The organism is Streptomyces sp. NPDC059499, from assembly GCF_042749285.1.
Classification (GTDB): domain Bacteria; phylum Actinomycetota; class Actinomycetes; order Streptomycetales; family Streptomycetaceae; genus Streptomyces.
In genome coordinates this window covers 108,241-134,342 of the sequence record NZ_JBHYTT010000013.1, presented here as the reverse complement: position 1 = coordinate 134,342, position 26,102 = coordinate 108,241, and the positions used below count along the sequence as shown (strand labels likewise).

General features: G+C 71.2%; 23 protein-coding genes. 13 read left to right on the top strand and 10 right to left on the bottom strand.

All coding sequences use genetic code 11. The annotated features are described in order from the left end of the window. Positions 1-70 precede the first annotated feature (70 nt). From ACFW9O_RS27080 to idi, 3 genes are all read left to right on the top strand, one after another. On the top strand, positions 71-1,012 hold the full coding sequence (locus ACFW9O_RS27080) for a cation diffusion facilitator family transporter (RefSeq protein ID WP_384612880.1): 942 nt from the start codon (positions 71-73) through the stop codon (positions 1,010-1,012). Positions 1,013-1,217: 205 nt separating this feature from the next. Then, positions 1,218-2,471 (top strand): GNAT family N-acetyltransferase, encoded by a 1,254-nt coding sequence (locus ACFW9O_RS27075; protein WP_384612879.1) that lies wholly within the window; start codon positions 1,218-1,220, stop codon positions 2,469-2,471. 147 nt (positions 2,472-2,618) lie between these two features. Then, positions 2,619-3,212, top strand: coding sequence for an isopentenyl-diphosphate Delta-isomerase (gene idi, locus ACFW9O_RS27070; RefSeq protein ID WP_351170304.1), 594 nt, complete (start codon positions 2,619-2,621; stop codon positions 3,210-3,212). A gap of 21 nt (positions 3,213-3,233) precedes the next feature. Here idi and ACFW9O_RS27065 read toward each other — a convergent pair whose 3' ends face one another. Together ACFW9O_RS27065 and ACFW9O_RS27060 are read right to left on the bottom strand one after the other, a co-directional pair. Next, positions 3,234-3,689: an ATP-binding protein gene (locus ACFW9O_RS27065; RefSeq protein WP_351170301.1), complete on the bottom strand. Its 456-nt coding sequence runs from the start codon at positions 3,687-3,689 to the stop codon at positions 3,234-3,236. A gap of 148 nt (positions 3,690-3,837) precedes the next feature. Then, on the bottom strand, positions 3,838-4,425 hold the full coding sequence (locus tag ACFW9O_RS27060; RefSeq protein ID WP_351170298.1) for a DUF308 domain-containing protein: 588 nt from the start codon (positions 4,423-4,425) through the stop codon (positions 3,838-3,840). Between the two features lie 80 nt (positions 4,426-4,505). On the opposite strand from ACFW9O_RS27060, the gene ACFW9O_RS27055 reads away from it, so the two are divergent. Continuing rightward, on the top strand, positions 4,506-5,291 hold the full coding sequence (locus tag ACFW9O_RS27055) for an enoyl-CoA hydratase/isomerase family protein (protein WP_384612877.1): 786 nt from the start codon (positions 4,506-4,508) through the stop codon (positions 5,289-5,291). Here ACFW9O_RS27055 and ACFW9O_RS27050 read toward each other — a convergent pair. Both ACFW9O_RS27050 and ACFW9O_RS27045 read right to left on the bottom strand, forming a co-directional pair. Next, the gene (locus ACFW9O_RS27050; protein ID WP_384612876.1) at positions 5,278-5,913 is read right to left on the bottom strand and encodes a DJ-1/PfpI family protein; all 636 of its coding nucleotides are present in this window, start codon (positions 5,911-5,913) and stop codon (positions 5,278-5,280) included. The two genes, ACFW9O_RS27055 and ACFW9O_RS27050, sit on opposite strands and share 14 nt — an antisense overlap. Before the next feature lie 48 nt (positions 5,914-5,961). Next, positions 5,962-6,918 (bottom strand): GlxA family transcriptional regulator, encoded by a 957-nt coding sequence (locus ACFW9O_RS27045; protein ID WP_384612874.1) that lies wholly within the window; start codon positions 6,916-6,918, stop codon positions 5,962-5,964. Between the two features lie 136 nt (positions 6,919-7,054). Between ACFW9O_RS27045 and ACFW9O_RS27040 the strand changes: the two genes are divergently transcribed. The 5 genes from ACFW9O_RS27040 to ACFW9O_RS27020 all read left to right on the top strand — a co-directional run bounded on the left by ACFW9O_RS27040 (position 7,055) and on the right by ACFW9O_RS27020 (position 13,766). Further along, positions 7,055-7,918, top strand: a complete 864-nt coding sequence (locus ACFW9O_RS27040) for a hypothetical protein (RefSeq protein ID WP_384612873.1) — start codon at positions 7,055-7,057, stop codon at positions 7,916-7,918. Positions 7,919-7,993: 75 nt separating this feature from the next. After that, entirely contained in the window at positions 7,994-8,122 is a 129-nt protein-coding gene (locus ACFW9O_RS27035; RefSeq protein WP_351170283.1) for an LPFR motif small protein, read from the top strand. A 149-nt stretch (positions 8,123-8,271) separates the two neighbouring features. Beyond that, positions 8,272-10,761: a Tex family protein gene (locus ACFW9O_RS27030; RefSeq protein WP_384612871.1), complete on the top strand. Its 2,490-nt coding sequence runs from the start codon at positions 8,272-8,274 to the stop codon at positions 10,759-10,761. Between the two features lie 520 nt (positions 10,762-11,281). Continuing rightward, positions 11,282-12,274 (top strand): LacI family DNA-binding transcriptional regulator, encoded by a 993-nt coding sequence (locus ACFW9O_RS27025; RefSeq protein ID WP_351170277.1) that lies wholly within the window; start codon positions 11,282-11,284, stop codon positions 12,272-12,274. 178 nt (positions 12,275-12,452) lie between these two features. Beyond that, positions 12,453-13,766 carry a pectate lyase gene (locus ACFW9O_RS27020; protein WP_384612869.1) on the top strand — a complete coding sequence of 438 codons (1,314 nt, stop codon included), beginning with the start codon at positions 12,453-12,455 and terminating at the stop codon, positions 13,764-13,766. Positions 13,767-13,862: 96 nt separating this feature from the next. Here the strand turns inward: ACFW9O_RS27020 and ACFW9O_RS27015 are convergent, their stop codons facing one another. Both ACFW9O_RS27015 and ACFW9O_RS27010 read right to left on the bottom strand, forming a co-directional pair. Next, complete coding sequence (locus ACFW9O_RS27015) at positions 13,863-15,503, bottom strand: ABC-F family ATP-binding cassette domain-containing protein (protein ID WP_384612868.1); 1,641 nt, start codon at positions 15,501-15,503, stop codon at positions 13,863-13,865. 84 nt (positions 15,504-15,587) lie between these two features. After that, positions 15,588-16,634, bottom strand: coding sequence for an oxidoreductase (locus ACFW9O_RS27010; RefSeq protein ID WP_384612866.1), 1,047 nt, complete (start codon positions 16,632-16,634; stop codon positions 15,588-15,590). A 111-nt stretch (positions 16,635-16,745) separates the two neighbouring features. On the opposite strand from ACFW9O_RS27010, the gene ACFW9O_RS27005 reads away from it, so the two are divergent. After that, positions 16,746-17,669: an FAD-dependent oxidoreductase gene (locus tag ACFW9O_RS27005; protein ID WP_384612991.1), complete on the top strand. Its 924-nt coding sequence runs from the start codon at positions 16,746-16,748 to the stop codon at positions 17,667-17,669. Positions 17,670-17,682: 13 nt separating this feature from the next. Here ACFW9O_RS27005 and ACFW9O_RS27000 read toward each other — a convergent pair whose 3' ends face one another. Both ACFW9O_RS27000 and ACFW9O_RS26995 read right to left on the bottom strand, forming a co-directional pair. Next, positions 17,683-19,419, bottom strand: coding sequence for a BCCT family transporter (locus ACFW9O_RS27000; RefSeq protein WP_351170262.1), 1,737 nt, complete (start codon positions 19,417-19,419; stop codon positions 17,683-17,685). Positions 19,420-19,492: 73 nt separating this feature from the next. Beyond that, entirely contained in the window at positions 19,493-20,827 is a 1,335-nt protein-coding gene (locus ACFW9O_RS26995; RefSeq protein WP_384612864.1) for a M14 family metallocarboxypeptidase, read from the bottom strand. Positions 20,828-21,034: 207 nt separating this feature from the next. On the opposite strand from ACFW9O_RS26995, the gene ACFW9O_RS26990 reads away from it, so the two are divergent. After that, on the top strand, positions 21,035-22,090 hold the full coding sequence (locus tag ACFW9O_RS26990; RefSeq protein WP_384612863.1) for a LacI family DNA-binding transcriptional regulator: 1,056 nt from the start codon (positions 21,035-21,037) through the stop codon (positions 22,088-22,090). On the opposite strand, the gene ACFW9O_RS26985 is transcribed toward ACFW9O_RS26990, so the two are convergent. Continuing rightward, positions 22,053-22,955, bottom strand: a complete 903-nt coding sequence (locus ACFW9O_RS26985) for an oxygenase MpaB family protein (protein WP_384612861.1) — start codon at positions 22,953-22,955, stop codon at positions 22,053-22,055. The two genes, ACFW9O_RS26990 and ACFW9O_RS26985, sit on opposite strands and share 38 nt — an antisense overlap. Then, complete coding sequence (locus ACFW9O_RS26980) at positions 22,952-23,851, bottom strand: oxygenase MpaB family protein (protein WP_384612859.1); 900 nt, start codon at positions 23,849-23,851, stop codon at positions 22,952-22,954. The genes ACFW9O_RS26985 and ACFW9O_RS26980 overlap by 4 nt, the downstream gene beginning before the upstream one ends. A 102-nt stretch (positions 23,852-23,953) precedes the next feature. On the opposite strand from ACFW9O_RS26980, the gene ACFW9O_RS26975 reads away from it, so the two are divergent. Then, positions 23,954-24,574, top strand: coding sequence for a DUF6230 family protein (locus tag ACFW9O_RS26975; RefSeq protein WP_384612856.1), 621 nt, complete (start codon positions 23,954-23,956; stop codon positions 24,572-24,574). 13 nt (positions 24,575-24,587) lie between these two features. Continuing rightward, positions 24,588-26,099: a DUF6114 domain-containing protein gene (locus ACFW9O_RS26970; protein WP_384612855.1), complete on the top strand. Its 1,512-nt coding sequence runs from the start codon at positions 24,588-24,590 to the stop codon at positions 26,097-26,099. The last annotated feature ends 3 nt before the right edge of the window (positions 26,100-26,102 follow it).

Here is a 26,102-nt window from a genome sequence, read left to right as displayed (position 1 = left end):
CGCCCGTAGTTCACTGGCCACATCGGGCGATCGCCGCCCGAGTGCTACGACGCGTTGCGGAGGCGTTCCCATGGGGGCTGGCCACGATCACGGGCACGCGCACGGAGGGCCGCCCCCGACGGGCACGGCCGCCGCCGCGTACAAGGGCCGGCTCAAGGTCGCCCTGGGCATCACGCTCGGCGTCATGGTCATGGAAATCGTGGGCGGGCTGCTCGCCGACTCGCTCGCGCTGATCGCGGACGCGGCCCACATGGCCACGGACGCACTCGGACTCGGCATGGCCCTGCTCGCGATCCACTTCGCCAACAGGCCCTCGGGACCCAATCGCACCTTCGGCTTCGCCCGGGCGGAGATCCTCGCTGCGCTGGCCAACTGCCTGCTGCTCCTGGGGGTCGGCGGCTACCTGGTCTTCGAGGCCGTGGACCGTTTCGTCACCCCGGCCGAGACCAGGGGCGGTCTGGCCATCGTGTTCGCCTCCGTCGGTCTGGTCGCCAACGTCGTCTCGCTGTCCCTGCTGATGCGCGGGCAGAAGGACAGCATCAATGTGCGGGGTGCCTATCTCGAGGTCGTCGCGGACACCCTCGGCTCGGTCACCGTCCTGGTGTCGGCGGGCATCATCATGGCCACGGGCTGGCAGGCCGCCGACCCGATCGCCTCGTTGCTGATCGGCCTCATGATCGTCCCCCGTACGGTGAAGCTCCTGCGCGAGACGCTCGACGTACTTCTGGAATCGGCGCCCAAGGGTGTCGACATGGCGGAGGTGCGCGCCCACATCACCGCCCTTCCCGGGGTGCTGGACGTCCACGACCTGCACGCCTGGACGATCACCTCCGGGATGCCGGTGCTCTCCGCGCACGTGGTCGTGCACCAGGAGATGCTGGACTCCATCGGCCACGAGAAGCTCCTGCACGACCTGCAGGGCTGTCTCGGTCATCACTTCGACGTGGAGCACTGCACCTTCCAGCTGGAGCCGAGCGGCCACGCGGAGCACGAGGCGAAGCTCTGCCACTGACCGGGACCTGGTGTTAATCTCTCCGGCGTACGTTCGAGTGCGAAGCCCGTAGGAGTGAAGGAGCTGAGGTTGATGACTGTCGCGACGACGGCTGCCCCGCGCAGCAATCCGTCCTTCCTCATCTCCCGGGTTCCGGGCTAGCGCCTCGGCTGTCTCCACGTCGTGCCGCGTCGGCCGGAGCCCTCTCACCCAAGGGTTTCCCACGTTGACCGACCACACATTCAACGCTTTCTTCGCACTGCACCACCGGCTGCCCCGGCAGAGTCCGGGCTCCGACGCGACCACCCGTCGGCTCCTCGCCCTCGCGGGCCCGCAGCCTGACCGTCCGCGCGTCCTGGACCTGGGCTGCGGTCCCGGCAGGGCCGCCCTGCTGCTCGCCGCCGAGGCGGGTGCCGAGGCGACCGCGGTCGATCTGCACCAGCCGTTCCTCGACGAACTGCGCGAGGCGGCCGAGGCGCGGGGCCTCGGTGACCGGATCCGTACCGTCCGGGCCGATATGGCGGACCTCGGCGGCCCCGAGTTCGCCGACGGCTCCTTCGACCTGGTCTGGGCCGAGGGTTCCGCGTACTTCATCGGGTTCGACACGGCGCTCCGCGACTGGCAGCGGCTGCTCGCTCCCGGCGGCTCGATGGTGATCACCGAGTGCGTCTGGACCACGGACGCGCCTTCCGAAGGGGCCCGTGCGTTCTGGGAGCGGCACGGCTCCCTGCGCCCGGTCGCGGCCAACACGGCCGCCGCCGTGGCGGCGGGCTGCCATGTGCTCGGGGTACTGGTGCAGCCCGAGAGCGACTGGGACGAGTACTACGTCCCGCTCGCCGAACGGGCCGCGGCCGCCGATCCCTCGGCTCCCGGCATGGCGCAGGCGCTCGCGGCCACGGCCGAGGAGCTGGCGATGCGTCGCGACCACGGCACGGAGTACGGCTACGCCGGCTACGTCCTGCGGCCCGCCGACTCCCGGTGGCGGACCCGTCCGGAGACCGCCGCGGACCGCGATGCCGTGCACGCCGTCAACTCGGCGGCGTTCCCGACGCGGGCCGAGGCCGATCTGGTCGATGCCCTGCGCCTGGATCCCGGCGCCTGGCTGCCCGGTCTCTCGTACGTGGCCGAGGCACCGGACGGTTCCGTCGCCGCACACGCGCTGCTGACCCGGTGCCGGGTCGGGGACGCGCCGGCGCTGGCGCTGGCCCCGGTGGCGACCGCGCCCGCGCATCAGGGCAGGGGTGCCGGCCGTGCGGTGGTGCGTGCCGTGCTGGACGCGGCCCGGCTGCTGGGTGAGCCGCTCGTGCTGGTGCTCGGCCATCCGCGGTACTACCCGGCGTTCGGCTTCGTACCGGCGTCGCGGTTCGGGATCGGGGTCGCCTTCGATGTTCCCGACGAGGCCCTGATGGCACTGCGTCTCGACGATTCCGCTTCGGTGCCCATGGGCAACATCCAGTATCCGGACGCCTTCGGGGTCTGACGCGGTGTCCGGTCCGCCGCGCCGTCAGCGTGCGTCGGACCGGACATGCCAGCACTCGAAGTACGGACAAGCGGCTTTTGTGCGGCAGACTTGTCCGGACTCGAGGGGTCCGGCGCACGAGGCCGGGAACCAAAGCGAAGGATGGGTATGCCGACCACACCAGCCACCGCGGCGCACAGCTCGTCGAACGGCACAGCAGAAGCGATCATGCTCGAACTGGTCGACGAGGACGGCACCACCATCGGCATCGCGGAGAAACTCGCCGCCCACCAGGCACCGGGCCAGCTGCACCGGGCGTTCTCCGTATTCCTCTTCGACGAACAGGGACGGTTGCTGCTGCAGCGCCGCGCGCTCGGCAAGTACCACTCCCCCGGCGTGTGGTCCAACACCTGCTGCGGTCATCCGTACCCCGGTGAGGCACCCTTCGCGGCCGCCGCCCGGCGTACGTACGAGGAGCTCGGCATCTCGCCCTCGCTGCTCGCGGCCGCGGGAACGGTCCGCTACAACCATCCGGACCCCGCCTCGGGCCTGGTGGAGCAGGAGTTCAACCACCTGTTCGTCGGGATGGCGCAGGAGCGGCTGCGGCCGGATCCGGAGGAGGTCGGCGAGACGGCCTTCGTGACCGCGGGTGAGCTCGCGGAGCGGCACGCCGCCGCGCCGTTCTCGGCCTGGTTCATGACGGTGCTGGACGCCGCGCGGCCCGCGATCAGGGAGCTGACGGGGCCGTCGGCGGGCTGGTGAGGGGCCGCCCGGCGGGGGCGGTCAGAACTGGGCCCTCAGCGGCAGTGCCGCCCAGATGATCTTTCCGCCACCCGCCGTGTGCTCCACGTCGCAGGTACCACCCGCCTCCGCCGTCACCTCGCGGACCAGCAGCAGTCCACGGCCGCCCGTCTGCGCGTAGTCGGTCACCAGGGCGGTGGGGCGGTAGGGGTGGTTGTCCTCGACGGACACCCTGATCCATTCCGCCCCGATGGCCACCTCGACCGAGAGCTCGGGCGAGAGCAGTGCGGCGTGCTTCACGGCGTTGGTGACCAGTTCCGAGACGATCAGCAGCAGGCCCTGGAGGACGTCGTCCTCCAGGGGCACGCCCTGCCGGTTCAGCAGGTCCCGCACCGCGTGCCGCGCCTGCGGCACCGAGACGTCGACGGCAGGGGCGGTGAAACGCCACACTCCCTCGTACGGCACGGGATGGGCCGGTACACTCCCGCGGCTCTCCATAGACCGGCACCCGCTCTCGACTCGCACGTCACTGACTATCGAGTAATGAGTGTCGGGAACAGTTTGGTCCGGACCGAGCTTCTGACCACAAGTAGTCGCCTATAGATGCAATGTGACCGAGTGGGTATGACAGCGTCAGGTGATTGGACTACTTCTCGTCTTCTTCGGGCGTCATCTGGTCTGTCACCAGGCTGACGATCCGTCGCCCGCCGATTCCGATCGCGATCAGCCCCAGCCCGTCGAACAGCAGGGCCAGCGAGAAGAAGCAGCCCAGCACATAGAGGCTGCTGTGCGGCCAGTCGAAGAGCACCAGCAGCCCCAGCAGCAGTCCGAAGGCGCCCTGCAGCAGCGTCCAGCCGAACTGGGGGCCCCGGACGACGACACTTCCGACCAGCCGGAACACTCCTCCGGTGAGGAAGAGCAGCGCGGCGAACATGGTCAGCGCCTCCGCCGTGCCGTGCGGGTGACGGATGACGACGACCCCGGCCGCGATGTTCAGCGCGGCGACGACCACGCCCAGCCAGAAGTACGGGGTACCACGGGCCTGGATCGCGTGGAGGAGGCCGACCAGGCCGCCGATCAGCAGCAGCCAGCCGAAGAGGATCATCGAGGTCAGTGTGGCCACGCCGGTGTAGACGAGCCCGACGAGACCCGCGATCACCAGCAGGAAGCCCAGCAGGGCGAGACCGCCGAAACTGCGGTGGAGTCTCTTGCCCTCGGTCGTGGGACCGGCCATCGACAGCTCCTCACGGTGCGTGCCCGCTTCGCGACCCCTTCTTGATCATAGGTACGGACCGTACGGATAGCATCCGGCGCATGGATCCCAGGGAGCAGGCGCGGCTGGAACACACCGTCACCGACGGCGTCGCCACCGTCGTCATCAGCAACTCCGCCAAGCGGAACGCCATGAGCGCCGACATGTGGCGGTCGCTGCCCGGACTCCTGGAACGGCTGGCCGCCGACCCGGTGGTGCGGGTGCTGGTGCTCACCGGCGCCGGGGACACCTTCTGCGCCGGCGCCGACATCACCTCGCTCCGGGAGCCGGGCAGCCGTGCGCAGGAGCTCGCCGTGCGGGCGGAGGAGGCGCTGGCCGCCTTTCCCCGGCCCACGCTGGCCGCCGTGCGCGGATACTGCGTGGGCGGCGGCAGCCAGCTCGCGGCCGCCTGTGATCTGCGGTTCGCCGAGGAGGGGGCGTCGTTCGGGGTGACACCGGCCAAGCTCGGGATCGTCTACCCCGCGTCGTCGACCCGGCGACTGGTCGCGCTGGTCGGTCCGGCCGCCGCGAAGTTCCTGCTCTTCTCCGGCGAGCTGATCGGTACGGAACGGGCCCTGCGCACGGGGCTGCTGGACGAGGTGCTGCCGGCGGGCGGACTGGACGCCCGGGTGCGGGCGTTCGCGCAGGTACTGGCGTCGCGTTCGCAGCTGACCCAGGCGGCGGCGAAGGAGTTCGCCGACGGGCGCGAGGACCGGGACGCGTACTGGTCGGAGCAGGCGCGCGGCAGCGGCGACACCGCTGAGGGTGTCGCCGCCTTCATGGAGCGCCGTACGCCCCGCTTCAGCTGGGTCACGGAACCTGGCCGGGCAGCTTCTACCGGAGGCTGAACCGGCTGCTCGTACGGAACTTCTCGACCAGGGGGGCCGGGGCCTTCTCGGGGGATCCGGCGTCGTAGGGCGGCTGGGGGTCGTACTCGGTGAGCAGCTGCACGGCCTGGGCGTGCTCGTCGCCGGCGATCCGGCCGAGCAGGGTGAGGCCCATGTCGATGCCGGACGACACCCCGGCGGCCGTGACGTACTTGCCGTCGAGAACGACGCGCTCACCGGTCGGCTCGGCACCGTACTTCTTGAGGATGTCGAGGGCGAGCCAGTGCGAGGTGGCTCGCCGGCCGTCGAGCAGTCCGGCCGCGGCGAGCAGCAGCGACCCGGTACACACCGAGGTCGTCCAGGTGCTGGTGGCATCGGCGGTGCGCAGCCATTCCAGCAGGGTCTCGTTCTCCATCTGGGCGCTCTGCCCGGGACCGCCGGGCACGATCACCAGGTCGGGGGCGGGGACTTCGGCGAGCGTACGGTCGGCGTGGAGCGCGAGGCTCCCGCTGTCGTTGCGTACGGCCCCGGTCCGCTCGGCGACGAAGACGGTCTCGGCGCCGGGGGTGCGGCTGAGGATCTCGTAGGGGCCCACGGCGTCGAGGGCGGTGAAGCGGTCGAAAAGCACGATGGCGATCTGCACGGTGTTCCTCACGTTGCGGGCGAATTGCGGGCGGGTCGCGGGCGTTGATCAGACGGGCTGGGAGTGGAAGCGGCGGCGGTATTCGGCGGGTGCCGTACCGAGCGCCTTGACGAAGGCGCGGCGCATGGCCTCCGGGGTGCCGTAGCCGCTGGCGCGGGAGATTCCCGCGACGCCGTCGGTGGTGTCCTCCAGGAGCCGGCGTGCCTGTTCGAGGCGGACACGCTCGACGTACCGGCCCGGGGTGAGGCCGGTCTCGGCCTGGAAGGCACGGGCGAAGTGACGGGGTGAGAGCCTGGCCCGGGCCGCCAGTGCCTCCACGCAGAGGTCGGCGTCCGGGTGCTCGGTGATCCAGTGCTGAACGGCCCGGAGGGGTTCGCGGACGGCCGTCTGGGCGGTGAGCTGGGCGCTGAACTGGGCCTGGTTACCCGGGCGCCGCAGGAACACGACGAGGTGGCGGGCCACCGCGAGCGCCACATCGCGGCCGTGGTCCTCCTCGACGAGGGCCAGGGCGAGATCGATGCCCGCGGTGACACCGGCCGAGGTGGCCAGCCGTCCGTCGCGCACGAAGATCGGGTCCGGGTCCACCTCGACCGCCGGATGGTCACGGGCGAGCGTCTCGCAGACGGACCAGTGGGTGGTCACGCGGTGGCCGTCGAGCTGCCCCGCCTCGGCGAGCAGCAGGGCACCGGAACAGACGGAGACCAACTGCCCGGCGCGCGGGGCGTTCTCACGCAGCCAGTCGACCAGCGCCGGGTCGGGGGTGCGGGTCCCGGAGCCGCCGGGGACGAGGAGCATGTCGGGCACGTCCTCGTCGGAGAGTGCGCCGTCGGGGACCAGGGTGAGGCCGTTGGAGCAGCGGACCGGCGCACCGGTCAGGGAGGCGGTGCGCAGCTCGTAGGAGACACCGGGGGCACGGGACGCCCCGGCGAAGACCTCCATCGGGCCGCTCACATCGAGGCTCAGGACGTCCTCGAAGAGGACGACGAGTACGGATCGCTGCTTCATGTCTGCCATCCTGGGCGGCCGGGCCCGATGGCCGCAATGACAAGTTCCCCACCTTTCCTGCCATACCGGGGGCGCGGGCCATGTCACCGCGTCGCCGGGGTTTCGCGACGTACTGACCAGTCGGTAACGTGCAGGCATGAGTACTCTTCCGCCCCGCGCCGGGCGTCGCTGCCACAACTCGGTCAACCCCCTGCACTCCTGCGTCTACTTCTCCCCCGACCTCGGTGCGGAGTTCGGCAAGCTCGGCATCGACGACCCGAGCGCGACCTACTTCGCCGCCCGCGCCGCCGCGCTGGGCGCCGTCGGGGCCGGAGCGGTGACGTCCACCTTCTACAACTTCAACCACGAGCTGGTGTCCCGCCATTTGCCCGCCGTGTGGTCCGTGGTCTCGCCCCAGGCGGCGCTCGACGCGCGGCTGCGCGCCGCCGACTCGACGCTGCGCCGGCTGCTCGGCGAGGAGGCCGTCGCCTCCCCCGAGATGGCGGAGGCCGCCGGGCTGGCCCTGCGCGCCGCGGAGGCCTGCACCCGCCACGCCCGGCCGCTGTACGCCGCGCACGCCGATCTGCCGGTGCCGGACGAACCGCACCTGGCGTTCTGGCACGCGGCGACGCTGCTGCGCGAGCACCGGGGCGACGCCCACCTCGCCGCCCTGCTCGCGGCCGGTCTCGACCCGGTCGAGGCCCTGGTCAGCCACACCGCCACCGGCAAGGGCATGGCGCCCCGCTGGATCCTCGGCACCCGCGGCTGGCGGCGCGCCGACTGGGACGCCGCGGTGGAGCGGCTGCGTGGACGCGGCCTGCTGGACGACGCGGGCGAGCTGACGGACGCGGGCACCGCCCTCAGGGCCGGCCTGGAGGAGGCGACGGACCGGATGGACGCCGCGCCGTACGAGCACCTGGGCGCGGAGGGCGTGGAGCGGCTGACCGAGCTGGGGCGCGGATACCTGTTCACCGCGGCAGCGGCCGGAGCGTTCCCGGACGACCTCGTCGGAAAGGGCTGAGTACCGAAACGTTTACGGGTCGTCGTCGGGGTCAGGCGCACAGCACACACAGACACCCCGACGAAGGAGAACATCATGCGCACGATCGCAGACGTCTTCCGCACCATCGGCTCCGCCGTGGGCACCGTGGTGACGCTCCCCTTCCGGCTGGTGGCCAAGGTCTTCGGCGGCGCGTCGCGCGGCGGCCGGACCCGGCGCGCCTGAGCGGGCGGTCCGCGGCACCGCCGACGAGGTCACGCGACACGGCACCCGGCCACCCGGCACAATGCAGGCGAAGGTGACCACACCGGATGTGGACCACTCCGTGGCACACAGCCAGCACAGCCAGTACGAGAAGGCGAGTCGGGAAAACCGTGACGACGTCCATCGAAGGCAGGATCGCCGAGGAGCTCGGCGTACGTGAGCGTCAGGTGAAGGCGGCCGTCGAGCTGCTCGACGGCGGGTCGACCGTGCCGTTCATCGCGCGCTACCGCAAGGAAGCGACCGAGATGCTCGACGATGCGCAGCTGCGCACGCTCGAGGAACGACTGCGGTATCTGCGGGAATTGGAGGACCGTCGTGCGGCGGTCCTCGATTCCGTACGCGAGCAGGGCAAGCTCGACGCCGCCCTGGAGGCGCAGATCCGCGCGGCCGACACCAAGGCGCGGCTGGAGGACATCTATCTGCCCTTCAAGCCGAAACGCCGTACGAAGGCGCAGATCGCGCGCGAAGCGGGTCTGGAGCCGCTGGCGGACGGACTGCTCGGTGACCCGTCGAAGGACCCGCTCGCCGCGGCCGCCGCGTTCGTCGACGCGGACAAGGGCGTGGCGGACCCGGCCGCGGCCCTGGACGGTGCCCGCTCGATCCTGACCGAGCGGTTCTCGGAGGACGCCGATCTGACCGGTGAGCTGCGCGAGCGCATGTGGTCCCGCGGCCGGCTGGCCGCGAAGGTCCGCGAGGGCAAGGAGGAGGCCGGTGCGAAGTTCGCCGACTACTTCGACTTCGCGGAGCCGTTCACCGCACTGCCCTCGCACCGGGTCCTCGCGATGCTCCGGGGCGAGAAGGAGGATGTGCTCGACCTGGTCCTCGAGCCGGAGGAGCCCGCGGGCACCGACCAGCCGGGCCCCTCGACGTACGAGAACATGGTCGCCCGCCGTTTCGGTGTCGCCGACCGCGGCAGGCCCGGTGACAAGTGGCTGGGCGACACGGTGCGCTGGGCCTGGCGGACGCGGATCCTCGTCCATCTCGGGATCGATCTGCGGCTGCGGCTGCGTACGGCGGCGGAGGACGAGGCGGTACGCGTGTTCGCGTCGAACCTGCGCGATCTGCTCCTCGCGGCGCCGGCCGGTACCCGGGCGACGCTGGGGCTCGACCCAGGCTTCCGCACGGGTGTGAAGGTCGCCGTGGTGGACGCGACCGGCAAGGTCGTCGCTACCGACGTCATCTACCCGCACGTTCCGGCGAACAAGTGGGACCAGTCGCTGGCCACGCTCGAACGGCTGGCCAAGAAGCACGACGTCGATCTGATCGCGATCGGAAACGGCACCGCGTCCCGCGAGACGGACAAGCTCGCCGGTGAACTGTGCGACAAGCACCCGGAGCTGAAGCTCACCAAGGTGATGGTGTCCGAGGCGGGCGCGTCGGTGTACTCGGCGTCGGCCTTCGCTTCGCAGGAACTCCCGGACATGGACGTGTCGTTGCGCGGCGCGGTCTCGATCGCGCGCCGTCTGCAGGACCCGCTCGCCGAGCTCGTGAAGATCGATCCGAAGTCGATCGGCGTCGGCCAGTACCAGCACGACCTGTCCGAGGTGAAGCTGTCGCGCTCGCTGGACGCGGTGGTCGAGGACTGCGTGAACGGTGTGGGTGTCGACGTCAACACCGCGTCGGCGCCGCTGCTCTCGCGGGTGTCGGGCATCGGCTCCGGGCTCGCCGAGAACATCGTGGCGCACCGGGACACCAACGGCCCGTTCCGGTCCCGCCGGGCGCTGAAGGACGTGGCACGGCTGGGCCCGAAGGCGTACGAGCAGTGCGCGGGCTTTCTCCGGATCCGGGGCGACGACCCCCTCGACGCGTCGAGTGTGCACCCGGAGGCCTACCCCGTGGTGCGGACGATGGCGAAGACGACGGGCGGGGACGTCGCCTCGCTCATCGGCAACACCGGTGTCCTGCGCTCGCTGCGGGCCGACGACTTCGTGGACGAGAAGTTCGGCCTGCCGACGGTCACGGACATCCTCAGGGAGCTGGAGAAGCCTGGCCGCGATCCGCGGCCCGCCTTCAAGACGGCCACGTTCAAGGAGGGCGTCGAGAAGATCGGCGATCTGGCCTCCGGCATGGTGCTGGAGGGTGTCGTCACGAATGTCGCGGCCTTCGGCGCGTTCGTGGACATCGGCGTCCACCAGGACGGCCTGGTACACGTGTCGGCGATGTCGCGGACGTTCGTCAAGGACCCGAGGGATGTCGTCAAGCCGGGCGACATCGTGAAGGTGAAGGTCATGGAGATCGACATCCCGCGCAAGCGGATCTCGCTGACGCTGCGGCTGGACGACGAGGCCGCGGACGCGCAGGGCGGCGGGCAGGGCCCGCGGCGCGAGAGGAACGGGCAGGGCGACGGCGAGCGGCCGCCGCGCCAGCGGCAGGGCAGCCCGGGGCAGCGCCAGGGCCAGGGCGGCCAGGGGCAGCGGCAGGCGCAGGGCGGCCGTCAGGGCGGTGGCGGCCAGGGCGGTGGCGGCCAGGGCCGCGACCGGCGTGGCGACGGCCAGGGCGCTGCCCCGCGTCCGGCCGCCGCACCGGCCAACAGCGCGATGGCCGACGCGTTGCGGCGTGCGGGGCTGACGGGTCCCGACCGGGGCGGCCGTAAGCGCTGAGGCGACGGAGCGGGCGGACAGGAGCGGGCGGCCAGGAGCTCTTCCTGTCCGCCCGTTTCCTTTGCCTTCGTCCGGGGTCGCCCGGCTGTCGGGAACAAGACCGTTACATCCGACGGGTGTTGCCCGAAGCATTGACATGTTCAGAACCCGCCGCCACGCTGATGGCCAAGCAGAATGCAACCGGTTGCATTCCGCGCAGCACGAGCCGCACCCCACAGGAGCGAGACACCGAGCCCAGCACCTCTCGCCCCCCACCGACTCCACCCGTTGAGAGGACTACTCATGTCCGGCACGCCACGCTCCCCCACCCGCTCCGGCGCCGCCCTCACCGTCAAGGCCGAGCCGATCCCTGACACCTGCCCAGTTGTGCAACCGGTTGCATAACTCGGGACCGCCCCCCAAGTCCGCACGGGCCGGACCGCGCGGACTAGGCTGAGGATCCTGGGGAGAAGTGTCGACCGGTACGCGACGGGTGACGGAGCGGCGGCGGCGCAGGGCGGGCAAGGGGAGAACCGTGGCCATGACCATCCGTGACGTCGCCCAGGCAGCCGGGGTCCATGTCTCGACCGTCTCCCGGGCCTTCTCGGCCTCCCACCTGGTCAAGCGGGAGACCCGGGACCGGGTGCTCGCCATCGCCGCGGAACTGGGTTACCAGCCCAACGAGACCGCACGCGCCCTGACCACGGGGCGCACCCGGAATCTGGGACTGATCGTCTCCGATATCGCCAACCCCTTCTACCCGCCGCTCATCAAGGCCGCGCAGGCGTACGCCCGGGTCCGCGGTTACCAGGTCTTCGTGGCCGACACCGACGAGGACGTGGCTGCCGAGGAGGAACTGATCCAGACCCTGGCCCGCCAGGTGGACGGAGTGGTCCTGGTCAGCCCCAGGCTGGCCAACGACGTCATCGGCCGACTGAGCGGGGAGCTGCCGTTCGTCCTGGTCAACCGGTCCGTGACGGGGCTGTCCGCCGTACTGATGGACGTGGCGCACGGCGCCACGCTCGCGGTGGAACACCTGGCCGGGCTGGGCCACGAGCACCTGGCCCTGGTCGGCGGCCCCCGTGGCTCGTGGACCAGTGCACAGATGCGCAGGGCAGCCGGCAGGGCGGCCGCGGACCAGGGGGTCAGGCTGGACGTACTCGGCCCCAACCGGCCGACGCAGCACGGCGGCATCGCGGCGACGCCCGCCGTCCTGAGGACGGGAGCCACCGGGGTGATCGCCTACAACGACCTGGTCGCCATCGGACTCATCGAAGGGTTCGACGACCGGAACGTACGGGTGCCGGAGGACATCAGCGTGATCGGCGTGGACGACACCGTGGCCGGCCGGCTGAACCGCCCCCGGCTCACCACGGTCGTCATGCCCACGGCCGCGGCGGGGCGCACGGCGGTCGATCTGCTCATCCAGACCGTGGAGACATCGGGCGGCGGACCGGCAACGGCGCAGACCACCCTGGCGACCTCCCTGGTCGTCCGGGACTCCACAGCAGCCCCGGCGCACCCTGCCGACTGATCCTTCGCACCAACTTCTTGACCGCGCGCAGTGGGTGACGTACCGTCACCTCAGTTCACATACACGAACCTGATTCACGTACTGAAATTCTTCCGGAATCGGGAACGGCCTTCACCACCGCACCACACCACCGACAGGTGCCTGCGGACGATGCCGCAGGCGGTGAAAGGAATACCTAGTGCGCACAAAGAATCAGCACGTCAGGAGACGTGGCGGCCGCGCGGCCGCCTCACTCGTGGCCACCGTCTCCGTGATCGCCGCAGGCCTCACCGCGCTGTTCGCCACGGGCTCGGCGACAGCCGCACCGGCAACCGGCTCGTACACACTGAAGAACGCGGCCAGCGGTTTGTGTCTGGGCGTGCCCGGATCCAGCACCTCCGCCGGCGTGCAGCTCGCACAGAGCGCCTGCAACGCGGCCACCACCCAGACCTGGAAGCTGACGGCTTCCGGGAGCGGCTACACGCTGGCCGCCGCGCACAGCTCCAAGTGCGCCGGGGTGAAGGATGCCTCCACCAGCGCCGGCAAGGCGGTGGAACAGCAGACCTGCGGCAGTGCTGCGACCCAGGTCTGGACGCTGACGGCGGTCAGCGGCAGCACCTACCGGGTGGTCAACAGCAACGGCGGCAAGTGCCTGAACGTGAAGGACAGTTCGACCGCGTCGGGCGCCCTGGTCCAGCAGAACTCCTGCGACTCGGTGACCAGCAAGAACTGGACCTTCACCGCTTCGGGCACGGTTCCCACGGACCCGCCCACCGACCCGACCGACCCGCCCACCGACCCGCCGACCGACCCGGACTCGCCGCCGTCGTGGCCGACGGCCAACGGCAGCCAGGCCGTCTCCGCGACCATCGAGGTCTCGGGTACGTACGACGGTGGTCTGAAGCGCCTCTACGGCACCGGTGACCTGGGCAGTGGCGGTCAGGACGAGGACCAGCCCCCGATGATCAAGCTGGCGGACGGCGCCACCCTGCAGAACGTCATCCTCGGCGCTCCGGCCGCGGACGGTGTGCACTGCGCCGGCACCTGCACCCTCAAGAACGTCTGGTGGGAGGACGTGGGTGAGGACGCGGCGACCTTCCGCGGCGGCTCCTCCTCGACGGTCCGCACGATCGACGGCGGCGGTGCGAAGCTGGCCGAGGACAAGGTCTTCCAGCACAACGGTGTCGGCACACTGGTCGTCAAGAACTTCCAGGTCGACGACTTCGGCAAGCTGGTCCGCTCCTGCGGCAACTGCTCCACGCAGAACGCCCGGCACATCCAGCTCCAGAACATCTGGGCGACGGCTCCGGGCACCAGCCTGGTCGGCATCAACACCAACTACGGTGACACGGCACGGATCTCGGGCGTCACGATCTACGACGACGGCGACCGTGACATGAAGATCTGCACCAAGTACAAGGGCACGACCAGCGGCGAGCCGAGCGAGATCGGCTCGGGAGCGGATGGCACGAACTGCATCTACTCCTCGTCCGAGATCACCTACGTCGACTGAGGCGGCCCGTTACGGGCCGATCGACGCCGCCCCTCCGCGGGCACATGACGGACCCGTCCTTCCCGGCAGCTGCCGGGAGGGGCGGGTCCCTCGCTGTCAGCCGACCTCGACGACCTTGCCGTCGGCGACCTCGACCCGCCGGGTCGTGTGGACGGCTTCGAGCATCCGCCGGTCGTGCGTGACCAGGAGCAGCGTTCCGGTGTACGCGTCGAGCGCCGACTCCAGCTGCTCGATCGCGGGCAGGTCGAGGTGGTTCGTCGGCTCGTCCAGGACCAGCAGGTTGACACCCCTGCCCTGGAGGAGGGCGAGAGCGGCACGGGTGCGTTCGCCCGGGGAGAGCGTCGTGGCCGGCCGCAGCACGTGGTCGGCGCGCAGGCCGAACTTGGCGAGCAGCGTACGGACCTCGGCCGGCTCCGTCTCGGGGACGGCCGCGCAGAAGGCGTCCAGCAGGCTCTCCGTACCGTGGAACAGCTTGCGCGCCTGGTCGACCTCGCCCACCACGACTCCCGAGCCGAGGGACGCGTGGCCGGAGCCGAGCGGGAGCCGGCCGAGCAGCGCGGCAAGCAGCGTCGACTTGCCCGCCCCGTTGGCGCCGGTGATGGCGACCCGGTCGGCCCAGTCGATCTGCAGGGTGGCGGGACCGAAGGAGAAGTCGCCGAGGACGGCCGTGGCGTCGCGGAGGGTGGCGACGACGGAGCCGGAGCGCGGGGCGGAGGCGATCTCCATCCGCAGCTCCCACTCCTTGCGCGGCTCGTCGACGACGTCGAGACGTTCGATCATGCGCTGTGTCTGGCGGGCCTTCGCGGCCTGCTTCTCGCTGGCCTCGCTGCGGAACTTGCGGCCGATCTTGTCGTTGTCGGTCGCCTTGCGGCGGGCGTTCTTGACGCCCTTGTCCATCCAGCCGCGCTGCATCTGTGCGCGGCCTTCGAGCGCGGAGCGCTTGTCCGCGTACTCCTCGAACTCCTCACGGGCGTGGGTACGGGCCCGCTCGCGCTCCTCCAGGTAGGAGGCGTAGCCGCCGCCGTAGAGGTTGATCTCCTGCTGGGCCAGGTCGAGCTCGAGGACCTTGGTCACCGTACGCATCAGGAACTCGCGGTCGTGGCTGACGACGACGGTGCCCGCGCGCAGGCCGGACACGAAGCGCTCGAGCCGCTCCAGGCCGTCGAGGTCCAGGTCGTTGGTGGGCTCGTCGAGCAGGAAGACGTCGTAGCGCGACAGCAGCAGCGAGGCCAGTCCGGCGCGGGCCGCCTGGCCGCCGGAGAGCGCCGTCATCGGAAGGTCGAGACCGATCCTCAGCCCGAGGTCGGCCGCCACTTCCTCCGCCCGTTCGTCGAGGTCGGCGCCGCCGAGGGCGAGCCAGCGCTCCAGGGTTTCGGAGTACGCGTCGTCCGCGCCGGGCGCGCCGTCCACGAGGGCCTGGGTCGCCGCGTCCATCGCGGTCTGCGCTTCGGCGACCCCGGTGCGGCGGGCGAGGAACTCCCGCACGGACTCGCCCGCGCGGCGCTCGGGCTCCTGCGGGAGGTGTCCGACGGTGGCGGTGGGCGGGGAGAGGCGCAGTTCGCCCTCCTCCGGGCGGTCCAGCCCGGCGAGCAGACGGAGCAGCGACGATTTTCCGGCGCCGTTGGCTCCGACGAGACCGATCACGTCGCCCGGCGCGACGACGAGGTCGAGTCCGGCGAAGAGTGTGCGGTCGCCGTGCCCGGCGGCGAGTTCCTTGGCGACGAGAGTGGCAGTCATCAGGATGCCGATCCTAACGAACCGTGGCGGGTGCGGTCCCGGCGGACGGCGGGTGCGGCTCCCCGTGCGGGGGTCGCGACGGCCTCAGGGATCGACGGTCGCGATCAGCACACTCCCGGCACTGCGCGCCACGAGGGCGGACCGCCCCTTCTTCAGCCGTGCCTGCAGGGGAATCCGGTGCTCGCCCGCGGCGAGGACCCCGTCGAAGACCTCCTCGGTCCGCGTGCGGTGCAGCAGGTCGAGGCGGTACGCGACCAGGCTCACGCGGCAGGTCGAGCTGACCTGCAGGCAGGCCGTGCCGTCCGTGGCGGTGAGCCCGAGGAGCCGCTTCCCGGAGGGTGGGGTGCGGTCCAGCGCGTTCTCGATCCGGGCGACGAGGAGCGGGATCACGGGGGCGGCGCCGTCCACGTACGCGACGTCCGCGCCCGCCCGGCCGAACGCCTCGCGCACCACGGTGCGCTCCGCGTCGGTGACCGCGCGGCCGAAGACCACGGCGCCGTACCCGCTCAGTTCGGCGGGCGGCGCCCCGGCGGCGTCCTGGGTGATGTCGGCGCCGATACCGATGGTGCGCAGGGCGGCCGCGAGCCTGGCGAGGACCGCGACGCGGGCCCCGATGAGCAGGACGCGACGCCGGGCGGCGGGCCCGTCCCGCTGTGCGTCCGTCGTGTCGTCCGTCGGGAGCAGCTGTTCGAGCTCGGTGCGGTACTGCTCGCCGTCGAAGCGGAACGGGCCGATCCCGTGGTAACCGCCCCGTTCCAGGTCGACGGTCCCGTACGTCTGCCAGGCGAAATCCCGCCACACGACATCCGTGCCGTCCCGTTCGATGACGGCGGTGACCGCCCCGCATGCGAGGCTCTCGCACTCGGGGCAGCCGTAGATCACATAGCGGTTGTCGGCCAGCGGGGCGTCGGCGTCGAGCAGCAGGCGCCGTACGTGCGTGGCGAATATCGCCGGCGGTACGTCGGAGGCGAGCGGCGAGACCGCGTCGAGGTCGGACAGCTGGAACAGCAGCGGTCTGCCGTCGACGATGAAGTCCATGAAATCGCGGTGCGCCTGGTAGCCACCGTCGGCCAGGACTCCCCCGGCCCGTATCGCCGGCGCGAGGCCGAACGTCGAGTACTGGGCTGACATGACGGGAGTATTCCCACCGTGAGGCCGATGTGAGCACGGCTCGGGGATTCCGTTAGCGTCCGCCCAGGAGCGCGGCCGCCCGGGGCCGCAGGAGTGGCAGGGGTGAGCGGTGTGACGGACGTGATCGTGGTGGGCGGCGGAGTCAGCGGGCTGACCACGGCAGTGGTGCTGGCGGAGCGCGGTCACCGGGTGCGGCTCTGGTCACGGGACGCGTCCTCGGCCACGACGTCGGCGGTGGCGGGCGCCCTGTGGTGGCCGTACCGGATCGAGCCGGAGGCACTGGTCGGCGACTGGTCGCTGCAGTCGCTTCGGGTGTACGAGGAACTGGCCGCCGCTCCGGACGAGACCGGCGTACGTCTGGTCCCCGGGGTGCACGGGGGTGAGCGGCTGACGGCGCTGGGACCCTGGGCGCGCGACCTGAGGAACGTGTCCGAGGTCGGCCAGGGGCTGCGGGTGACCCTCCCCCTGATCGATATGCCCGTCCACCTGGGCTGGCTGCAGGGACGGCTGTCCGAGGCCGGAGGTGTGACCGAGCGGCGCACGGTGCGCGGCTTCGACGAGGCCGCCGCCGAGGCCCCCGTCGTGGTCAACTGCACCGGCCTGGGCGCCCGCGGCCTGGTCCCGGATCCGGGGATGCGGCCGGTGCGGGGCCAGTTGGTGGTGGTGGAGAACCCGGGCATCGACGAGTGGTTCACCCTGGCGGACCCGGCTTCGAGCGCGACGACGTACTTCTTCCCCCAGCCGGGCGGACTGCTGCTGGGCGGGACCGCCGAGACGGACGACTGGCGCACGGAGCCCGACCTCCGGACGGCCGAGGAGATCGTGGCGCGCTGCGCGCGGGTACGGCCGGAGATCGCCGGGGCCCGGATCACGGGGCACCGGGTCGGGCTGCGGCCCGCCCGGGACGGCGGGGTGCGCATCGAGGCCGAGGAGCGGCCCGGAGGCCGTCTGCTGGTGCACAACTACGGGCACGGCGGCGCCGGGGTGACGGTGGCCTGGGGCTGCGCGCGGGCTGCGGCCCAGCTGGTGGGCTGAGCCGCAGCGCAGGTCAGGCGGACGGGTCGTCCTTGTGCCGTTCGTCGCTGATGACCTCGGAGCCGGGGCCGATCCGGATCTCGAAGTCTCCGTCGTACTTGGCGTGGCCCTCGATCACCGCGGACTCGACGGCTTCCACCCCGAACTCCTGGCGGACGATCTGCGGGTCCTCCCGCAGGTCCCGCATCAGGGCCACGCACATGCCGATCATCACGATGGTGAAGGGCGCGGCCACCAGGATGGTCAGGTTCTGCAGGCCGGCCAGGGCGTCGCCCTTGCCGTTGCCGATGAGCAGCATGACCGCGGCCACGGCGCCGGTGACGATGCCCCAGAAGATCACGACCCACTTGGCCGGTTCGCGCACGCCCTTCTGGGAGAGCGTGCCCATCACGATCGAGGCGGCGTCCGCGCCGGAGACGAAGAAGATGCCGACCAGGACCATCACCAGGATGCTCATCACCGTGGGGATCGGGAACTCCTGGAGGACGCCGAAGAGCTGCGCCTCCGGAGTGTCCCCGACGCCCTTGAGGCGCCCGGCCTCCTCCAGCCTGATCGCGGAACCGCCGAAGACGGCGAACCAGACCAGGCTGACCGTGCTCGGCACCAGGATGACTCCGCCGACGAACTGACGGATCGTCCGGCCCCGGCTGATCCTCGCGATGAACATGCCGACGAAGGGCGTCCACGAGATCCACCACGCCCAGTAGAAGACGGTCCAGCTCGAGAGCCAGTCGGCCACCTCGCCCTCGCCGGTCGCCTCCGTGCGCCCGGCGAGCTGGGCGAGGTCACCGAAGTACGCGGCGAGGGAGGTGGGCAGCAGGTCCAGCACGATGATGGTGGGGCCGGCGATGAAGACGAACACCACCAGGATCAGGGCCAGCACCATGTTGATGTTGGACAGCCACTGGATGCCCTTCTCGACGCCGGAGACGGCGGAGGCGACGAAGGCCGCCGTCAGGACGGCGATGATCGCCACGAGAAGGCCGGTGCCGGTCTTCTCCATCCAGTTGAGCTCCTGGAAACCGCTGCCGATCTGAAGGGTTCCGAGCCCGAGCGAGGCAGCCGAACCGAAGAGCGTCGCGAAGATGGCGAGAATGTCGATGAACCGGCCGCCGGCGCCATGGGCGTGATGCGCCCCGATGAGCGGCTCGAACACCGCGCTGATCGTCTGCCGCCTGCGCCGCCGGTAGGTGCTGTACGCGATGGCGAGACCGACCACCGCGTAGATCGCCCAGGGATGCAGTGTCCAGTGGAAGAGGGTCGTGGCCATGGCCGTCTGCATCGCCTCTGCGGCGTCGGCGGGGCGCGTCCCGGGAGGCGGATTGACGAAGTGGGCCAGTGGCTCACTCACCCCGTAGAACATCAGGCCGATTCCCATGCCGGCGCTGAACATCATCGCGACCCAGGAGACCGTGCGGAACTCGGGCTTCTCGCCCTCCTGGCCGAGCGAGATCTTCCCGTACCGGCTGATCGCGAGCCAGAGGGCGAAGACGACGAACCCCGAGGCGGCCAGCATGAAGGCCCAACCACCGTTGTGGATGAGTCCGTTGAGCAGTCTGCTGGAGACGTCCTCCAGCGAGTCGGTGGCCGTGGAGCCCCAGACCACGAAGGCTACGGTGAGCACCGCCGTGACGCCGAAGACCACCCTGTCGGTCGTGGGGCGCCGGCCGTCGTGCTGCTCAGCGGGAAGATCGGCTGTGACCGGGAGGTACTCCCCCCGCCCATCCGTTCTCTGCTCGTCGTGTGACACAAATGGCACCTTTCACGCAGTGCGAAATTTCGCTCTCCGTAGGCAGTACCACACGCAACGTGCATCCCTGGGGTCAACAAGCCGTATCGACTTGCCCCTTTACAAGGTGATATGCGGCCCGCTCGTCCAGCAGGAGCGGGATCAGTTTGCGGGCCGGCTGGCGCAGCGACACGTACGCTCCGTCACCGTCGCGGCGAGAAGCCACGCCGTGCAGGGCCAGTTCGTCGCCGACGTCCGCGTACTGGGCCGCGTCCAGCCGGTAGCCGCAGGGCGGGTCCTGGAGGGTCTCCCCCGGTTCCGGCGGGTCGTTGTCGGCGCCGCCGAGGAAGACGGGGCCCCGGTCGGCGAGACCCGCCAGGCGGGCCGCGGTGGTGACCGCGGTGATGCGCCCGTGGCGCTCCCCGGCGAACGAGAACAGACCACCGAGTGCCGCCTGCTGGGACTCGACCCTGCGCCGCTTGTTGAGTGCCGGGTCGGAGCGCTCCGCCTCGGTGAGCGCGTCGGTCCGCGACTCGATGAGCAGGCCGACCGCGTGCTTGATGCCCGCGGTGTTGCGCAGGATCCGCTCCTGGCCGTCGCCCGCGGTCTGCTTGATCGGGTCTCCGGTGACCGGGTCCGTCCAGATCCCGTAGAGGCCGCTGCTGTACCCCGATGCCGCGGCGGCGGGCCTGACGTACCGGTCGGCCAGGCTTCGGGCGGCGTCGTGCACCCCGCGCGCCGTGTTGGGATTGCGCGGCCACAGGACGAAGAGGTCCTTGTCGTAGTACGGCGGGGTGGCACCGTACTCGTGCAAGTCATAGATGACATCGGGCTGTTGATTTCGGACGACCCGCGCGACGGCCCGGCCCTCGGCCGTTCTCAGGGCGATGTGGTCACGGTTGATGTCGACGCCGTCGGAGTTGCCGCGGGTGTCCGCCGCACGTCCGTCGGGATTGGCGGTGGGCAGCACCAGGACGCGCGTACGGGACAGGAGCGCCCGGGTGGCCCGGTCCTCGGCCAGGGCGAGATCACGGACGGCGGACAGACAGGCCTCACGGCCGGCCGGCTCGTCACCGTGCTGGCTGCAGATCAGCAGTACGGTGCCCGCCGCCGGGGTGCGTGCTCCGATGTGGACGAGCCGCAGGGGGCGGCCCTCCTTCGTCGTGCCGATCCGTTCGACGAAGGTGCGGCCGCTCGCCCGGTCGACCTCGGCGAGGAAGGACTGCTCCTCCGCCTGCCCGGTCCACCGCTCACCCCCGCTGATCTCGAATCCGGTACGGGGCGCGAGGTGCGAGGCCTCCGCCGGCACGGTGGCGAACGGCACGGCCAGCGCGGCTGCCGCCACGATCACACCCACGTGACGCCGCAGCACGCGGCGGTCGAGGGAGCGGTGACGGAGTGCACGAGCGAGTCGGGGGATCACGAGCAACTGCCTCCCGGGTCCGGCCGGCAGGGCCGCAGCGGGCCCGCCCGCGTAGCGGCGTGTGCGGAAGGTACCCCGGTCAACTCCCGTGCAACAGGGGGCGATCATCTGTCCGGCCGAAACAGCCGTGCGGTTAGGGTGGCCGTCGTTCGTGTCCAGCCCGCCGGTTCCGGCCACTCCCCCGCCGGGGCGCGCGTGTACGAGGAGCTTGACGTGCCCGATCCGACCCACGATCCGCAGCGTGACGCCCGGCCCACCCTGGAGGCCGTGGCGGCCCGCGCCGGCGTGTCCCGGGCAACGGCGTCCCGTGTCGTCAACGGCGGTGCGGGAGTACGCCGGCCGCTGGTCGACCAGGTGCGCAAGGCGGTCGACGAGCTCGGCTACATCCCGAACCACGCCGCACGCACCCTCGTCACCCGGCGCAACGGTGCGGTCGCCGTGATCATCGACGAACCCGAGGTCAGGATCTTCTCCGACCCGTTCTTCTCCCGCCAGATCCGCGGGATCAGCCGCGAACTGACCGCGCACGACGCCCAGCTGGTGCTGCTCCTGGTGGAGGGCAGCGGCGACCTCGACCGCGTGACCCGCTATCTGGCCGGTGGCCATGTGGACGGCGCACTGGCCTTCTCACTGCACACGGACGACGAGCTGCCGTCGATCATCCGGCGGTTCGGCGTGCCGACGGTCTACGGTGGCCGCCCCGAGCGCCCGTCGCCGGGGACGGACGCCGCCGCGCCGCCCGTGCCGTACGTCGACTGCGACAACCGGGGCGGCGCCCGTGAGGCCGTACGTCATCTGGTCTCGCTCGGCCGGCGACGGATCGCGCACATCGCCGGACCGCGCGACCAGACCTCCGCGCTCGACCGGATCGCCGGCTACCACGACGTACTGCCCGACGCCGGTCCGGCGCTGGTGGCGGACGGCGACTTCACCGCTGAGGGCGGCGCGCGGGCGATGGAGGAACTGCTGGCCACCTGTCCGGATCTGGATGCCGTCTTCGCCTCCAACGACCTGATGGCTTCGGGGGCCCTGCGGGTGTTCCACGAGCGGGGGATCCGGGTGCCGGAGGACGTGGCACTCGTCGGTTTCGACGATCTGGAGTCGGTGGCGGACACCACCGAACCTCCCCTGACGACGGTCCGTCAGGACATCGAAGGAATGGGACGGTTGATGGTCCGGCTGCTCATGGAGCGGCTGAACAGCGGTACGGGCGAGTGGCCCGCGTCCGTGATCACCCCGACCGAACTGATCCGTCGCGCCTCGGCCTGAACCCTCTGCCCCCGCGCTCGGCGTGCCAGGCGGCACGCGCGGTCCGGGCACGGGGCAGATAGCGCAGCCGCTCGGGAAGCAGGGGCACCACCAGCCGGACCACGGCACACAGCCGCCGGAGGTGCCGCTCCTGGGCCGGGGTCCAGTCGAGGCCGATCGCCTCGCGGGCGTCCGGCGGCATGAGCCCCACGGTGATGAAGCTGCGGAACCGGGCGAGCGGCGGGAGAAGGACCGGCCACACCGCTGCCAGCAGCAGGCGCACGGCCCACGGACCGCGGTCGGGTGGCGGGACGGGGCTGTCGACGGCGACCAGTTCCCGTACGACAGTGGTCGCCTCGATCTCGTCGGCGAGCATCTTGCGGTAGTACGGCCAGAACTCCTCGATCGACTGCGGCATGTCCCGGTCATGGATGCCGAGGATCCGGCCGACCTGGAGCCACTCGCGGTACAGGGCCCGCTCCTGCGCCTCGGTGAGCGGGCGGACAAGGTAGCGCGCCGCGTGCTGGTAGACGGGGAAGCCGGTGGCGTGCACCCACGCGTAGTTCGCGGGCGTGAGCGCGTGGTAACGGCGGCCGCGGGTGTCGGTGCCCTGGATGGTGCGGTGCAGCTTCCTGAGCCTGCGCCCCTCCTCGGCCGCCTCCTGTCCCCCGTACACCCAGAGCTGGAGCGAGCGCAGGGACCGCTCGCCGCGCCCCCACGGGTCCGTACGGAAGACCGAGTGCTCGTCGACGCCCGCCCCGACCGCGGGGTGGGCGACCTGGAGGGTCAGGGCGGCGGGCAGCATCAGCAACCCGCGCACGTCGCCGGAGAGGCTCCACAGGACACCGCCCGGCGGGGGCGGGACGGGCTCTCCTGCGCTGCTCATGCGGGGGCTCCCAGGGGGCGGCGGGTGCTCGGATCGGTGCCCGGGCCGTGTGTGTTCCAGTATGCGATCGCGAGCGCCCCGGCGAGCCGCAGGGGTGGCGGGACCAGGGTCACCAGCGCCCTCACCAGCCGGGCGAACCGCCGCAGGGAGCGTTCCTGGCGGGGGGTCCAGTCCAGGCCGAGGCGCTCACGGAGCACCGGGGGCAGCGTGCCCACGGTGACCAGCAGGACATAGTGCGCGGCCTTGGTGCCCACCGGGCGCCAGAGGGCACCGGGAATCCACCGGACCGGGGGCTTCTGCGGACTCCGCAGTTCGTGCAGGACGTCCAGGACCGACCGGTTGAGCTCCAGCCGCTCGCCGACCATCTCGTCGTAGTACGCGCAGAAGGCTTCCCAGTCGGGCGGCAGGTGGTGGTCCCGCAGCCCCCAGATCCTGCCGACGTCGCGCATGTCGCGGTAGTACGCCTCGGTCTCCCCGGCGCTGAACCCCCTGCCGAAGATCCGGTGCCCGTCGTACGCGCCGCGGACCAGGGTGGCGTGGACCCAGTGGTACGCCTCCGGGTTGAGCGCGTGGTAGCGGCGGCCGAGGTGGTCGGTGCCCTTCATCGGCCGGTGGACGCGCAGGAGGCGCTCGCCCTCGGCCGTCGCCGCGGCCTGTCCCCCGTAGATCACGGTGTGGAGCGACGACACCGTGCGCCAGAGCCGTTGCCACGGCTCGGCACGGAAGTCGGAGTGGTCCTCGACGCCCGCACCCACGACGGGGTGGGCGACCTGGAGGAGCAGCAGCTGGGGAGCGACAAGGAGGTTGCGGATGTCCCCGAAGTAGCGCCACGCGGCGCTGCCCCGGAGCGGCGCCCTGGCTGCGGAGGGTGGCTCGGCACCCTGGTGCATGTCCATGCGGGTCCCTTCCTCGAATCTCTGTCAGCAGTGTTGACGCGCCTCGTGAAACAAGTCAATAGTATTTGTAACTTTGACTCTCAGGACGAGAGGGAACGTCAAATGACTGACGTAGTACGTGAGTTGAGCCCCGAGGGGCGCACTCACTGGAAGAGATCAGCGGTGATGTTCGTCCCCTCGGTGATCGCGGTGGGCGCGGTGGTCATCGCACTGGCACAGGGGGCGATGGCCGCGTCGTTCGCGGTGTCCGGAAAGAACTTCAAGGTGTCGGCCGAAGAGATCGACGGTTCGGGGATCGCGAGCTTCCCCTCCTCGATCGGCAGCAAGGACGGCACGGGGCACGCGGTCCTGCTGGCCGGGATCAAGAACGGGTCGGCCCAGGGCGTCTGTGTCTCCATGAAGCAGAAGCTGCCGCTGGTGGGGGAGGTCTCCCTGATCGTCCGGTCCGGCAACGACAGGCCGATCAAGGGCGAGAACCTCGTGGTGAACGCGGAGGCGCTGACCAGCTCGGGCGGCAGGATCACCGGGGTCCAGGCGGGTCGTGACGCCTCGACGCTCGACGCGGCACCGGGTGTCAGCGGGCCGGCCGGGATCTTCGGCGTACAGGCCGACACCGCCCTGGCACGGGACGTGAGGAGCACCGCCTGGGCCACCAACGGCGGCTCCCTGACGCTCGACAAGCTCGAGGTCGAGCTCAGCGACGACGGCACCGAGTGCTTCTGAGAGGGCGGGACCTGTGATCCCACTGGTACTCGGCTTCGGCGCCGAGCTGATGAAGGAGACCGGGAGCCGGCTCGACCGGGTACTGCCGGCTCCGGGGCTGCGACGGCCACTGCGTGCCTGGCGCAGGCGGCGGCCGTTCTGGGCCGGGGTGTGGACGGTGCTCGGCGGCCTGGAGATGATCTTCCTGCCGCTGGCTCCGCTGCCCCTGATGCTGAAGGTCGGCATCGGCGCGATGTCGGCGATCGGGGTGGGGCTCGTACTGATCGCGGGCGGCCTGTTCTTCGTCTTCGTGCCCGCCCAGCGGCTGTTCGTGTCCGTGGTGACGGCGATCGCCTCGCTGGTCTCCCTGGCGACGACGAACCTGGGCGGGTTCGGGATCGGGGTGGGGCTCGGCCTGCTGGGCTCCTCCATGGCGTTCGGCTGGATGCCGGACAGGACCTCACCTTCGGCACCGCACCGCACCGCACCGGCGGACCAGAACGTTTCGGATGTTCCGGACCCAAAAGCGTGTGAGAGCCGCGCCCCGCGCCCGTCCCGGGCAGCCTCCGCCGCCGGGGAGGGCCCGGCTCTCCGCACCCGTACGGCACACCGGGTGCCACGCCTCGCGGTGCTCCCCCTCTGCCTCGCCCTGACCGGGGCGCTCGTCGCTGCGGCACCGGGGCAGGGGGAGGCTCCGGCGGCGTGCGAGGACCCGGGAGGTGTCACTCTGCCCTGGCCGTTCGACAAGCTGCCCCTGCCCCGGGACCGGGACGAGGACGAATGCGATTCCGATCCCGCCCCGGCTCCCGCTCCGGACTCCTCGGAATCCGCGGGCACCGCGCCTTCCCCCTCCCCCTCCGTGTCCGGGACGCCCGGACCGTCCGCAAGCCCGCCGGCCCCGTCCGTGCCCTCCGAGCCCAGCGGCGAGCAGGTCACGCTCCCCTGCCTGACCGGGGTGGACACCGGCGGCCCGGACAATCCGCCGCCCGGGGGCGACCCGCCCTCCCGCGAGACCGCGAGGCCCGGCCCCGTCGAGGACCCCGACGATCTCACCGCCCTGACGCCGCCCCTGGCGATCGGGAACCGGCCCGGCCCCGGCCGGGCCACCTATCCCGTCGGTCCGCACCCTCCCGAGGTGGGGGCGGCCCGGCTCGACGCGTACGACGCGATCATCCACGGCGCCACGTATCTGCCGACGGTGGGAGGCGGCCGGGTCAAGGTGCTGTGGATCCACGCCGAACGCCTGGTCGCGAAGGACTACCGCTTCCAGGTCGAGGGCACCGACGGCACCCCGTCCACCATCGATGTGCAACTCGACATCCGCAATGTCGACGTCTACGCGACGGTGCTGACGGCGTCCATCCGGATCCCCGCCATCGGTGTCGACACCCCGCGCATCTGCGTCGGCGCCGACATCATTCCGGCGAACCTTCCCGTCGCCGTCCGGCTGCCCCGGCTCACCGCGACGTCCGTCGAGGCGGGCCAGGTCCTCGTCGATGCCGGTGACGTCCGCTTCACGGGCCTCACCGCAGGCCCCCGTACCTGAACC

What these genes read in the sequence shown, in the direction of transcription:
- idi (WP_351170304.1), top strand. Translation starts at nt 2,619, where the DNA reads ATGCCGACCACACCAGCCACCGCGGCGCACAGCTCGTCGAACGGCACA.
- ACFW9O_RS27025 (WP_351170277.1), top strand. Translation starts at nt 11,282, where the DNA reads ATGACCATCCGTGACGTCGCCCAGGCAGCCGGGGTCCATGTCTCGACC.
- ACFW9O_RS27080 (WP_384612880.1), top strand. Translation starts at nt 71, where the DNA reads ATGGGGGCTGGCCACGATCACGGGCACGCGCACGGAGGGCCGCCCCCG.
- ACFW9O_RS27015 (WP_384612868.1), bottom strand. Translation starts at nt 15,503, where the DNA reads ATGACTGCCACTCTCGTCGCCAAGGAACTCGCCGCCGGGCACGGCGAC.
- ACFW9O_RS27045 (WP_384612874.1), bottom strand. Translation starts at nt 6,918, where the DNA reads ATGAAGCAGCGATCCGTACTCGTCGTCCTCTTCGAGGACGTCCTGAGC.
- ACFW9O_RS27065 (WP_351170301.1), bottom strand. Translation starts at nt 3,689, where the DNA reads ATGGAGAGCCGCGGGAGTGTACCGGCCCATCCCGTGCCGTACGAGGGA.
- ACFW9O_RS27055 (WP_384612877.1), top strand. Translation starts at nt 4,506, where the DNA reads ATGGATCCCAGGGAGCAGGCGCGGCTGGAACACACCGTCACCGACGGC.
- ACFW9O_RS27035 (WP_351170283.1), top strand. Translation starts at nt 7,994, where the DNA reads ATGCGCACGATCGCAGACGTCTTCCGCACCATCGGCTCCGCCGTGGGC.
- ACFW9O_RS26975 (WP_384612856.1), top strand. Translation starts at nt 23,954, where the DNA reads ATGACTGACGTAGTACGTGAGTTGAGCCCCGAGGGGCGCACTCACTGG.
- ACFW9O_RS26985 (WP_384612861.1), bottom strand. Translation starts at nt 22,955, where the DNA reads ATGAGCAGCGCAGGAGAGCCCGTCCCGCCCCCGCCGGGCGGTGTCCTG.
- ACFW9O_RS27060 (WP_351170298.1), bottom strand. Translation starts at nt 4,425, where the DNA reads ATGGCCGGTCCCACGACCGAGGGCAAGAGACTCCACCGCAGTTTCGGC.
- ACFW9O_RS27040 (WP_384612873.1), top strand. Translation starts at nt 7,055, where the DNA reads ATGAGTACTCTTCCGCCCCGCGCCGGGCGTCGCTGCCACAACTCGGTC.
- ACFW9O_RS26980 (WP_384612859.1), bottom strand. Translation starts at nt 23,851, where the DNA reads ATGGACATGCACCAGGGTGCCGAGCCACCCTCCGCAGCCAGGGCGCCG.
- ACFW9O_RS27010 (WP_384612866.1), bottom strand. Translation starts at nt 16,634, where the DNA reads ATGTCAGCCCAGTACTCGACGTTCGGCCTCGCGCCGGCGATACGGGCC.